At 64.6% G+C, this 11,830-nt stretch carries 12 protein-coding genes; 4 read left to right on the top strand and 8 right to left on the bottom strand.

The annotated features are described in order from the left end of the window. The first annotated feature begins 40 nt into the window (after positions 1-40). Both NLN62_RS24700 and NLN62_RS24695 read left to right on the top strand, forming a co-directional pair. Entirely contained in the window at positions 41-1,246 is a 1,206-nt protein-coding gene (locus tag NLN62_RS24700; protein ID WP_254110541.1) for a CaiB/BaiF CoA-transferase family protein, read from the top strand. A 50-nt stretch (positions 1,247-1,296) separates the two neighbouring features. Then, a complete protein-coding gene (locus NLN62_RS24695; protein ID WP_254110540.1) occupies positions 1,297-1,944 on the top strand; it encodes a glutathione S-transferase family protein in 648 nt (215 codons plus the stop codon). 10 nt (positions 1,945-1,954) lie between these two features. On the opposite strand, the gene NLN62_RS24690 is transcribed toward NLN62_RS24695, so the two are convergent. The 8 genes from NLN62_RS24690 to NLN62_RS24655 form a co-directional block, all read right to left on the bottom strand. Then, positions 1,955-2,122, bottom strand: a complete 168-nt coding sequence (locus NLN62_RS24690; protein WP_254110539.1) for a hypothetical protein — start codon at positions 2,120-2,122, stop codon at positions 1,955-1,957. 23 nt (positions 2,123-2,145) lie between these two features. Further along, a complete protein-coding gene (locus NLN62_RS24685) occupies positions 2,146-3,681 on the bottom strand; it encodes a hypothetical protein (RefSeq protein WP_027527937.1) in 1,536 nt (511 codons plus the stop codon). 94 nt (positions 3,682-3,775) lie between these two features. Then, the gene (locus tag NLN62_RS24680) at positions 3,776-4,864 is read right to left on the bottom strand and encodes a hypothetical protein (protein ID WP_254113656.1); all 1,089 of its coding nucleotides are present in this window, start codon (positions 4,862-4,864) and stop codon (positions 3,776-3,778) included. Between the two features lie 341 nt (positions 4,865-5,205). Next, positions 5,206-5,703, bottom strand: coding sequence for a TPM domain-containing protein (locus tag NLN62_RS24675; protein ID WP_027527939.1), 498 nt, complete (start codon positions 5,701-5,703; stop codon positions 5,206-5,208). A 3-nt stretch (positions 5,704-5,706) separates the two neighbouring features. Then, a complete protein-coding gene (locus NLN62_RS24670) occupies positions 5,707-6,630 on the bottom strand; it encodes a YgcG family protein (RefSeq protein ID WP_035665082.1) in 924 nt (307 codons plus the stop codon). A 132-nt stretch (positions 6,631-6,762) separates the two neighbouring features. Further along, positions 6,763-7,371 carry a LemA family protein gene (locus NLN62_RS24665; RefSeq protein ID WP_254110538.1) on the bottom strand — a complete coding sequence of 203 codons (609 nt, stop codon included), beginning with the start codon at positions 7,369-7,371 and terminating at the stop codon, positions 6,763-6,765. A 176-nt stretch (positions 7,372-7,547) separates the two neighbouring features. Next, the gene (locus NLN62_RS24660) at positions 7,548-9,872 is read right to left on the bottom strand and encodes a xanthine dehydrogenase family protein molybdopterin-binding subunit (protein ID WP_254110537.1); all 2,325 of its coding nucleotides are present in this window, start codon (positions 9,870-9,872) and stop codon (positions 7,548-7,550) included. A gap of 158 nt (positions 9,873-10,030) precedes the next feature. Next, positions 10,031-10,906 (bottom strand): dihydrodipicolinate synthase family protein, encoded by an 876-nt coding sequence (locus NLN62_RS24655; RefSeq protein ID WP_027527738.1) that lies wholly within the window; start codon positions 10,904-10,906, stop codon positions 10,031-10,033. Positions 10,907-11,067: 161 nt separating this feature from the next. Between NLN62_RS24655 and NLN62_RS24650 the strand changes: the two genes are divergently transcribed. Together NLN62_RS24650 and NLN62_RS24645 are read left to right on the top strand one after the other, a co-directional pair. Then, entirely contained in the window at positions 11,068-11,391 is a 324-nt protein-coding gene (locus tag NLN62_RS24650) for a YbjQ family protein (RefSeq protein WP_027527739.1), read from the top strand. A gap of 17 nt (positions 11,392-11,408) precedes the next feature. Continuing rightward, positions 11,409-11,681 (top strand): hypothetical protein, encoded by a 273-nt coding sequence (locus NLN62_RS24645; RefSeq protein ID WP_027527740.1) that lies wholly within the window; start codon positions 11,409-11,411, stop codon positions 11,679-11,681. The last annotated feature ends 149 nt before the right edge of the window (positions 11,682-11,830 follow it).

Below are 11,830 nucleotides of genomic sequence, written 5' to 3'. Positions count from 1 at the left end.
CCAGCGTGCGGGAAACAACAAGAGCGGGAGCGGCGGCACGATGCAGAAGGGCATTTTCGACGGCCTGAAGGTTTTGGATTGCGCAAGCTTCATCGCGGCGCCCGCTGCCGCGACCGTGCTGTCGGATTTCGGCGCCGATGTGGTCAAGATCGAGCCGCCCGGCATGGGCGATCCTTACCGTAATCTGCCGAATCTGCCGGGCTATCCCGCCAGCGAGCACAATTTCGCCTGGCTCTTGGAAGCGCGCAACAAGAAGAGCCTCGCGCTCGACCTCACCAAGCCGAACGCGCAGGCCGTGCTCTACAGGCTGGTCGCCGAGAGTGACGTCTTCATCACCAACATGCCACCGCAGGTGCGCTTGAAACTCGGCATCACCTATGACCATCTCGCGCACCTGAACGAGCGGCTGATCTACGCCTCCTTCACCGGTTACGGCGAAAAGGGCGAGGAGGCCAACAAGCCCGGCTTCGACAGCAACGCCTATTGGGCGCGCTCCGGCCTGATGGACCTCGTGCGCGCCGACACCAACACGACGCCGGCTCGCTCGGTCGCCGGCATGGGCGATCATCCCTGCGCCATGGCGCTCTACAGCGCGATCGTCACCGCGCTCTATCAGCGCGAGAAGACCGGCAAGGGCGCGCATGTCGCCTCCAACCTGATGGCGAACGGCGTGTGGGCGGCCAGCGTGCTGGCGCAGGCAAAACTCTGCGGCGCCAAGTTCGGCGAGCGGCGCCCGCGCGAGCGCGCGCTGAACGCGGTGACCAACCACTACCAGTGCAAGGACGGCCGCTGGATCATCCTCTCGCTGTTGAACGAAGACCGGCAATGGCCGACGCTCGCGCGCTGCATGGAGCGGGAGGATCTGATCACCGACCCGCGCTTTGCCACCAAGCCGGACCGTCATGCGCGCTCGGTCGAACTGATCAAGATTTTCGACGAGGTGTTCGCCACCAAGGACCTCGCCGAATGGCGCAAGATCCTCGACGGCAACGGGCTGGTGTTCGGCGTGGTCGGGATTCTCGACGACATCCCGAACGACCAGCAGATGCTCGACAACGAGGTGCTGGTGCCGTTCGAGAACGACACCATGCTGACCATCAATAGCCCGATCTGGATCGACGGCACGAGGAAGGTCCAGCCGCGCAAGCCGCCGGCGGTCGGCGAGCACAGCGACGATATCTTGCGCGAGGCGGGATACGACGAGGCCATGATCAAGACGCTGCGCGCATCGGGGGCGGTGGCGTAAGGGGCGCTACGCCAACGCTGCATTCACCGCCATCGTCCTGTGAGGCCCCCATGCCCAGCTACCGCCTGCACTACTTCCCCGAATCCGGCAACAGCTACAAGCTGGCGCTGATGCTCACGCTGTGCGGTGAGACCTTCGAGCCGGTGTGGACCGACTTTGCCGGCGGCATCACGCGCACTCAGGAGTGGCGGCAGACGGTCAACGAAATGGGCGAGATCCCCGTGCTCGAGATCGACGGCGTGAAGATGACGCAGACCGCACCGATCCTGCTGAAACTATCCGAGCAATATGGCCGCTTCGGCGGCGGGACGGCAGAGGAGAAGTTCGAGTTGCTGCGCTGGCTGTTCTGGGACAACCACAAGCTCACCGGCTACATGGCGACCTATCGCTTCATGCGGACGTTCACGCCGAATGGCGACCCGCAGGTGCTAAAGCATTTCCGCAGGCGGCTCGACGACTTCCTCGGCATTCTCGATCAGCATCTCGCGGGGAACGTATTTGCGATTGGCGAGGAGCCGACGGTCGCCGATATTTCAATGATGGCCTATCTGCATTATCCGAGCGACGAGCACGGCTACGATTTCGGAGAGAGCCATCCCGCCATCCACGCCTGGCTCGGCCGCATGGCGGCACTGCCCGGCTGGCGGTCGGCGTATGATCTGCTGCCGGGTAAACGGCTGGCGCATTACGCGTCTTAACTGGGAGAAACTATGACCGCGCTGCGATCCAGATCAGCGCGAACACGATGGCACCGATGACGACCGCCACCGCAACAGCCCAGGTGCTGACCCGGATGCTGCCCATGATCTGCTTGGCTTCCTCGTTACGCGCAATCTGGCGATTGCGCTCCTTGTTGGCTTCGCTGCTGTCCGTCATCGGTCATCCAAATGTCGCTTTGGCTAACGCGTCTTCACAAAGCACATGCCTATGTGACGTGAGGCGCCTGCCGCCTGGCAGGCGAGACCCTTGGCGCAGGTCCATGACGTAAAACTCTTGTCGGTGCCGGCCGATCCCGACGGTTGCAAATAACAATGGGCGCCCCAGCCGTCCTGATACTCGGTTCCCGCAAGCTCGGTGCTGCCGCGAAGCTGCGGCCGGCTGGCGAAGCCGCGCGAGAAGTCGGGACGCCTGCCTTCCGCAAATGCGGTCAGGATGTCGCGGCGGCGGACCTGGTCGCCGAAGAAATGCGGCGAGGCCGGCACGATGGTGGAGGGCTTGTCAGCGAGCCAGTCGACGCCCGGGAAATGGAAGCCGCCGATGCCGCGGGTCTGGTGGCAGCCGGCGCAGGTGATGTCGTTCAGCCGGCGCTGGAAGCCCGCCACCGAACGGATGTTCTGCAAGCTGATGCCGCGCTCGGCGACAGCCTTCAGCGCGCCGACCACATCGCCGTCGGTGAAAACGCCATCGCCTTTGCCCTCGCCTTGCATCAGGCCGAATTCAGGCTGGAGCTGTGATGCATCGAGCCCCGCCGGCGTCGGCGCGATCGCAGCTTTCGCGAGGAATTTTTCCGGGATCAGCACCGTACCGCGATCGAACTCGCCAAAATGCTCGGGCGCGAGCAGCCAGTCCCTGAAGTCGCGCTTGAGCGTATCGTCGCTGAGGATGCGATCGCGATCGATCTGGTTCTCCAGCGTCGACTCCTCGAACAGCTTGGTGTCGGGATTGTATTTGAACACCTTCAGAAGATAGTCGGTGCGGAAATCGTGGCTCGCCGATTTCGGCATGACCGCGATCTGGATGTTGGTCTCGATGCGGTCGAGCATCGCATCGTAGGGAAACGGAAGTTGCTTGACGAGATCGAGCGGATCGTCGTTGGCGAGCCAGCGGCGCGCGATCTCCGCACAGGTCGCCGGCTTTCCGCTCGGCACGGTCTGCCGCTCGTCACGCGCCTTCAGCACCAGGTTGAACGTCATCGGCAGGCGCGAGGCGGTCTTGCCGCCATCCGGGTTCGTCTCGAAACGGACAAGACGGTAGATCAGGCGGACCTCGCCGCAGGAGGCCTCCGACACGTAGGCGCGATCCATGCGGTTGACGATGCCCGCCAGCACGAAGCGCGCATCACGGGAATCGAGATTGGCGCGATCGAACAGTTGAACATCAAAACCTTCACCGACGCCGATGGTTTCGTTCGGCGCCTCCGCCTTGCGCCGCGCGACGTAGCGCTCGAACTCGGCGTCGATCGCGGGGCGGATCTGAGCAAGCTGCGGCAACCATGCGAACAGCATGTCTGATGTGAGCGGGAAATTGGCGTTCCGTTCCGGCCACAAGAGGCGCGAGATCGTCAGCACATCGTGCTGATCGAGCTTGCGCAGTTGCTCCGGATCGGTGATCGCCGTGCCGCGATCCAGGCCTGCATTCTCGGCGGCCGACAGCGACAGCGCGCCACTGCATAGCGCGACGAGGGCGGCGAGAATTCGCAGACGGCGATGGCTCATGCCTCCACTAACACCGCCGCTATCGGCCTATTCAAGCAAAAAGGCGCTTCACATCGCAGTGAAGCGCCTTTCCTCAAGCTCGGAGCCGCACGGCTTAGCGCGCGACGATCAGACCCTTGCTGGTGACGACGACCCAGCGGCCATCTTGGCGGCGGATCGCATCGACCCGGCCGAGACCCGGCACGGGATCGCCGGCATAGACCTCGTACAGTCCGTCGCGTCCCTCGATCAGCGCGCCGCCATTGGCAACGTCGCGCAGGCGCCAGCCTTCGATCGTCGGCAGCCGGCCGATTTCCGGCTTCGGCGCCGGGAGCGGTACCGCGGCCTGTGCAGGAGCCGTAGCCGGCGCTGCGGCCAGCGCGGCCGCCTGTGCTGAAAGGGTTTGTGGCGTCGCGGCGGCGACCTGGGCCGGGGCGATCGAGCCAGTGGTCTCCTTCGCGGCAGCGGTCTGCGCTGGCGCGGGGGCCTGCGCCGAGCGCAGCTTGTCGACGGCCTCGGACAGCTTTGCGAGCTTGGCGGCAGGCTCGGCCTGCGCCTTCTCGAGCTTATCGAGGCGGTCGCTGGTCTTGTTGAACTGCCCGGTCGCGGACTTCGAGGTGTGATCAAGGCCGGCCTTCAGCGCAACGACATCGGCATCGATCCGCGCGACGGAGGCTTCCAGCGCGCTGGTGTCGGCAACCGGTGCCGGCGCAGCAGCCTGGTTCGCCGCAAAGTGCATGACGCCAGCGGTCGCGAGCGCGCCGCTGATCGCCCCGACAACGGCTGCAAGCGCGACGACGGCAGCCATCGCCGAGAGCCGGCGCTTGCCGCCCGTGTCCCTCGCTTCCGGCTTGACCTCCGGCTCCTCGCGATCCCAGTTGCGCTCTGAGGGTGCCATGACGACCAGCTTGCCGGGCTTCAACTCGGGCTTGGGTTCGTGCAGCTTGGGCTCTGCGTCAGCCTTGGACTCTTCGGGCTTGGGCTCTTCCGGCTTGGGCTCTTCCGGCTTGGGCATGTCGAGCTTGGGCACCACCAGCCTTGGCGGCTCGACCTTCGGCGCTTCGACCTCGGAGGCATCAGGCATCAGCCCATCCGGCTTGGGCGCCTCATGGTCCGGCGCGATCGACGGGACGTCGGCGCGCGTCTCCAGGCCAGCCTCCGACGAAACCTCGGCGGGCTGCGATTCCGCGGCCTGTTCAGGCATTGCTTCGCTCACGGCTCAAATACTCCAGTCAAGGTTGACCTTTTGGTAACTTTCATTGCTTGCGAAATCCTTACCCTTGGACCCGCTTACCGAAATTTTAGGAACTCATCCGGGGCCGAATTGGGCCGGGATCATGGAACCGGCGTGGCGGCCCGAGCGCAAAATTGCGTTCGGGACTGACGGACCAGGCCTCGATGCCGGACGAAGGCGTTGTTTGCCTGACAGAATTGGCCGGTTAACATGGCCTTAACCGTCCCGTCAGCGCCAAGGACGCCGTTTGCGAGGCGAAGCGCGACGCTTCCCCAATAGTCGTCCTGGCGAAGGCCAGGACGACTGGTAATTCACATCACCACCGGCTTGTCCGGCAGCTCGTTCGGATGCGGGCCGCGCGGCGGAAAGTGGCGCGCGAGCTCGCGAGAGACGGCTTCGATACCCTTGATCACGCCGTGCTCGAACCGGCCGGCGCGGAACTCGGTCTCCATCTCGCGGCAGATCTTTTCCCAGCCCGCAGCGCCGACCTTGGCGTCGATGCCGCGGTCGGCGACGATCTCGACGTCGCGGTCGGCGAGCAGGAGATAGATCAGCACGCCGTTGTTGTTGGAGGTGTCCCAGATGCGCAAATGCGAGAAGACGTCGAGCGCGCGCTCGCGCGCCGGCTGGTTGCGGAACAGCGGCCTGCCATCAAGAGCGCCTTCGACGACGAAGCGGACCTGACCGGAATGCGTAGTCTCGCTCTGCTTGATCGCCTGCTCGATCCGGTCGAGCACTCGTGGGGTGAAGACCTGCTTGGCACGCCACTGGTGCTGCAGGAGATGCCTGGTAATGCGCTTGATGCTCATGACCTACCAGCTCCCCGAGGCTCCGCCGCCACCAAAGCTACCACCGCCGCCGCTGAAACTGCCGCTATCGCTGGACGACGAGCCGCTGCTCCAGCCGCCTCCCGAGGAACCGCTCGACCAGGAGCCGCCGCGCGAGTAGCGCCTCCCCGAACCTGATGTCGGAGCAAGATCAGCGATGAACGCCAGGATAAAGGCGATGGCACCGACGCCGATCGCGAGGGCCAGTGAGCCGATCATGAACCAGGCCACTGCCGCAAGCACCCCGCCGGTCGCAACCGAGCCAAGCAATCGGCCGAACATCGTGCGCAGGATGCCGCCGACGAACAGCGAGGCAAACAAAGCGAAGGGAGCGACGGACCCGAGATCGTTCAGGTCGCGGGCAAAGCTCGTGCTGCGCTGAGGCGTCGGCAGCGGCTCGCCGTCGATCACACGCATTATGCGATCAACGCCATCGGAGATGCCACCGGCAAAGTCGCCGGTCCGGAATTTTGGCGTGATGACCTCGTCGATGATCCGCCGCGAGGTCACGTCGGTGAGCGCGCCTTCGAGGCCATAGCCGACTTCGATGCGCAGGTGCCGGTCGTTCTTGGCGACGAGCAGGATCGCGCCGTCATCGATCTTCTTGCGGCCGACCTTCCAGGCATCCGCGACGCGGATCGAATACTGCTCGATCGTCTCCGGCTGTGTCGACGGCACGATCAGGACGGCGATCTGACTGCCCTTGCGGTTCTCGTAGTCCCGCAGCCGCGAGGTCAGCGACGCGACGTCGCCGCTCGAGAGCGTCCCGGTCAGGTCGACGACGCGCCCGGTGAGCTGCGGCACGGCGACGTCGGCCGCGGCCGTGAAGGCAAAGGCGAGGAGAAGTGCAAGCAGGAGGAAGCCACGCTGTGCGAAGGCGGAACAGGCGCGCAACATCCTCACTGTCATCGCCCGGCTTGACCGGGCAATCCAGTATTCCAGAGACGCCGGAGGGATACGGAGAAGCTGCGGCGTACTGGATTCCCCGCTTTCGCGGGGAATGACAGCGAAGGACGTGGTGCGCATCGGGGTCGAACGCGCTTATTTCGACGGCGCAGGCGCCGGGTTGAAATCGACCTTCGGCGCGGTCGAGATTTCCTTCTCGTTCTCCACGCTGAAATTCGGCTTCTCCTTGTAGCTGAACATCATCGCAGTGAGGTTGGTGGGGAAAGAGCGGATGGTGACGTTATAATCCTGCACCGCCTTGATGTAGCGGTTGCGGGCCACCGTGATGCGGTTCTCGGTGCCCTCGAGCTGCGACATCAGATCCTTGAACAACGCATCCGATTTGAGCTGAGGATAGTTTTCGGTGACGACGAGAAGGCGTGACAGCGCGCTGGAGAGCTCGCCTTGCGCGGCCTGGAATTTCTGGAACGCGGCGGGATCGTTGAGCACCTCGGGCGTTGCCTGGATGCTGCCAACCTTGGCGCGCGCATTGGTGACCCCAAGCAGAACATCCTTCTCCTGCTGGGCAAAGCCCTTCACCGAATTGACGAGATTGGGCACGAGGTCGGCACGGCGCTGATACTGGTTCACCACCTCGGACCAGTTGGACTTGATCTGCTCATCCTGGCTCTGGATCGCGTTGTAGCCGCAATTGGTCAGGCTGAGGCAGGCGAGCGCCGCCAGCACGGTCAGGATCTTGCGCATGAAACTTCTCCCGGTGGAATCCGGAGCCTAGATATCAGATTGCGCTCGCGGAGGACATGCTGACGTCTTCGCCAAACTACTCCCTGTGGTTATGGGTCCCGGGCTCGCGCTTCGCGCGCCCCGGGACGACGAGTTGGGGCTGTGGCGACAGCCGACGTAAAAACGCGACGTAGCGCCTACGCTCCCGCCTTCGCGTCCCGGATCGCCCGCCAGATCTTTTGCGGGGTCAGCGGCGTGTTGAGCTGGGCGATGCCGAGCTCACTGAGCGCGTCCATCACGCCGTTGGTCACGCAGGGCGGGCCGCCGATGGCACCGGATTCGCCGCAGCCCTTGGCGCCGAGCGGGTTGGTTCGGCAGGGTGCGGAATCGTCGAGCGTCACCTCGATCGGCGGCACGTCGTCGGCACGCGGGATGCAATAGTCCTGGTAGCTCGCGGTGAGGAGCTGGCCCTCGGTGTCATAGGCGACGCCCTCATAGAGTGCCTGCCCAATGCCCTGCGCGACGCCGCCATGGATCTGGCCGGTGACCAGCATCGGATTGACGGCAACACCGACGTCGTCAACCGTGGTGTAGCGCACGACGCGGGATACGCCGGTCTCCGGATCGATCTCGACCTCGCAGACATGCGTGCCGTTCGGCCAGCTAGGTCCATCGACCTCACCTTCGGAATCGACGCTGAGCTTGGCGCCCTCCTCCTTCTCGGCGAGTTCAAACAGACTGATGCGGCGGTCGGTGCCGACCACGGTGAGCATGCCGCCCTGATACTCGATGTCCTCGACCGAGGTCTCCAGCACGTTCGACGCCTTCTCGCGCGCCTTCTGGATCAGGTCGTTCGAAGAGACCGCGACCGCCGTGCCGCCGACGAACAGCGAGCGCGAACCGACGCTGCCGAAGCCGGTCGCAAGATCGGTGTCGCCCTGCACCACGTCGATCTTGTCGAGGGGAATGCCGAGCGTGTCGGAGATCATCTGGGTGTAGGTAGTCTGTAGTCCCTGCCCCATCGCCATGGTGCCGGAATGCAGGATGACGCGGCCCTGTGAGGTCGCGTGCAGGCTGACCTTCTCGGTGTGCGCGCGGCCGCCGGTCCACTCGATGTAGGAGGTGAGCCCGCGGCCATAGAGCAGGCCCTTCTTCTTCGCAGCACGCTTGCGCGCGGCAAAGCCCTCCCAATCGGCAAGCTTCGCGGCGCGGTCGAGCATGTGCGCGAAGGCGCCGGAATCGTAGACCTGCCCGGCAGCGTTGGTGTAGGGGAGCTGAGCCGGCTTGATGTAATTGGCTTTGCGGATCGCGCGCGGATCCATGCCGATTTTTCGCGCGGCGGCGTCGAACAGGCGCTCGACGATGAACACAGCCTCGGGGCGGCCCGCGCCGCGATAGGCACCGACCGGTGCGGTGTGGGTCATCACCGTCTTGATCTCGAAATGCACCAACGGCAGGTCGTAGACGCCGGTCTGCACGAAGGGACCGAGCACCAGCGGGATGATGTTGGCGGCGCCCGAGGAGTAGGCACCGGTGCAGCCGATCGACTTGACGCGATAGGCCAGCACCTTGCCCTTCTCGTCGAGTGCGAAAGAGGCGGTCGAGGTGAGATCGCGGCCATGGGTGCCGCCGACGAACTCGTCGGTACGGTCGCCGCGCCAGCGGATCTTTTTGTTCAGCTTGGTCGCGGCATAGGCGACGATGCCGTCCTCCGGATAGAGGTTGGTCTTCTGGCCAAAGCCGCCGCCGATGTCGCCGACCAGCACGCGCACGCTCTCGATCGGCCGCTTCAGCACCGCTCCCGCGAGCACGTCGCGGGTCGAGGCCGGCGTCTGCGACTGCACGTGCAGGAGAAGCCGGCCGGACTTCTTCTCGATCTCGGCAATGGTCGAGCGCGGCTCCATCGCAGACGGCACGAGCCGCTGGCTGACGAGATCGAGATCGACCACATGCGCAGCCTTCGCGAAGGCTTCCTCGACCTTGGCAGCGTCGCCGTAGGCCATCGCCCCGACAATGTTATCGGGCGCCTCCGGCCACACCACGGGCGCACCTGGCTTCACCGCCTCGACGGGATCGACGACCGCAGGCTGCACGTCATAGTCGACCACGATCGCTTCGGCCGCGCTCTGCGCCAGAACGCCCGAGGTGGCGACCACGGCCGCAACGGCCTCACCGGCATAGCGCACGACCTCATGGGCGAGCAGGCGGCGCGGCGGCACCGTCATCGGCTTGCCGTCGGGACGCCTGAAGATGTTCAGCGTGGGAATCTCGCCGATGTTGTCCTTGATCAGATCGGCGCCGGTGTAGATCGCGGTCACACCAGGCATCGTCGCCGCTGCGCTGGTGTCGATCGACACGATTTTTGCGTGGGCATGCGGCGAGCGCAGCACGTGCAGCCACAGCGCGCCGTCCTCCGGCTTGTCGTCGATGAACTGCCCCTTCCCGGTGAGCAGTCGCTGGTCTTCCAAACGCTTGACTGGCTTGCCCGCTCCGAAACGCAAATTGCCGGGAAGAATGTTCATTCCGCTTGTCCTCTAAGCCTCAAAGTGCGGCCGCCTTTTAGCGGATCGAGGCAAACGAGGCCAGCCGACGTTTTGTGCGGGCAGGACCTGCAAATTCGTCATGCCGCGACATGTTCGCCATTCCGGGGCGATGCGTAGCATCGAACCCGGAATGACAATTATGCAAGATCCCGCAGCGCCGCCTCGACGGCCTTGCGCTGCTCGGCGGTCAGCGCCGCCTGCGGCGGAATGGGGTCGCCGACGTCATAGCCCTGGATCGTCAGCCCTGCCTTGATGCAGGCGGCGAGGTTGAAGCGGGCGAAAGCTTCGTTGATGCGCCACAGCTTGCGCTGGAGCGCCATGGCCGCATCCCAGCGTCCGTCCTTGCAGAGATTGTAGAGTGCGACGCTCTGGCGCGGGATGATGCAGGCTGGTCCCGCCATCCAGCCGAGGCCACCGATCAGCATCACCGCGGCCGGAATATGTGCGGAAGCCGAGAACACGCGGATCTTGTCGCCACAGCGGTTCATGATCGACAGCAGCCGGCCGGTGTTGGTCGAAGCATCCTTGATGTAACCGATGCGCGGGTGCTCGGCGAGGCGCGCGATCACGTCGAGCGTGAGATCGGAGCGCTGGAATTGCGGATTGGTGTAGATGACAACGGGAATGTCGACCGCGTCCGCAATGGCGCGGAAATAGGATTCGACCTGCGCATCCGCGAGCGGGAAGTAGGCCTCGAGGATCGCCAGGATGCCGTCGGCACCGAGTTTCTGGTACGCCATGGCCTGCGCGACCGCATCGGCGGTCGAGGTCGAGGCAACACCGGCCACCACAGGCACGCGGCCCTTCGCGGTCTCGATCGTGGTCTGCACGACCGCCATACGCTGTGCGGCGTTGAGATAGGCGAACTCGCCGGTCGAGCCGAGTGGCGTCAGCCCATGCACGCCGGCGCCGATCAGGTCGTCGCAGAGCCGGCCGAGCACGCCGGTGCGCACGATGCCGTTCGCATCGACGGGCGAGACGAGATAGGGGAAGACGCCGTGGAAATCGGGCATGTCAGGTAACCCTGCGGCAGATCGGGCGTTGCAGGTCCGCCCGTATGGTTTCGCGGGTGCTAACATGCCCCCGTGAGGCCGACAAGCAAGCCGGCGAATGAACCCGCCTGCTGCATGGACGGACTAATGGGACGTTGCAGCCAACCTGTCGGGAAAGCCACATGCTGATCGTCACCACGGAGAACGTAGCCAACCACCGCGTCGTCCGGACGCTCGGCCAGTGCTTTGGCATCGTCGTCCGCAGCCGCGGACTTGGCGGCAATATCGTCGCCGGCTTGCGCTCGATCGTCGGCGGCGAGATCCCCGAATATACGCGGCTGCTCGAAGATGCCCGCCGCCACGCCATCGACCGCCTGGTCGAGAACGCCACCGCAATGGGGGCCAACGCGATCGTGATGATGCGGTTCGATTCCGCGGAGATCGGCCAGACCATGAGCGAGATCGTGGCCTACGGCACCGCGGTCGTGATCGAGGCCTCGCGCTAGGCCACAGGGAGCAGAGTATGGCTTTGCCAATCGGGATCGCCGCGCTCGTGATTGCCGCCGTGCTCCTGATCGCCGGCCACTATTTTCCGTTCGGCGTGCCCCTCACCTTCGTGGGCATCGGCCTGATCCTGAGCCTCATCTACGACACGCGCTACAAGCCGGCGTCCAGGCGGCCTGCAGGTCCCGGCTGGGTCGACACCGGCGAGCGCTTCATCGATCCCGAGACCAAGCGCCGCGTGGCTGTGTTCACGCGGCCCGAGACCGGCGAGCGGGAATATATCGAGCTCTAGCTGTCGGTAGTGTCTCAGTTTGAAATTTCATCGGCAATTCGCTTCTTGTAAGGACCGCGAATAGCGGGGACCGGATTAGCCGTCGATCATAGTTATAGGGACCCACTCGTGAAGTTTTCAAAGTTTTGTTTCAAAGCAGCTCTAACTGC

It is taken from the genome of Bradyrhizobium sp. CCGUVB23, assembly GCF_024199885.1.
In the GTDB taxonomy this organism is placed as follows: Bacteria; Pseudomonadota; Alphaproteobacteria; order Rhizobiales; family Xanthobacteraceae; genus Bradyrhizobium.
This window is presented reverse-complemented; position numbering and strand designations above follow the sequence as displayed.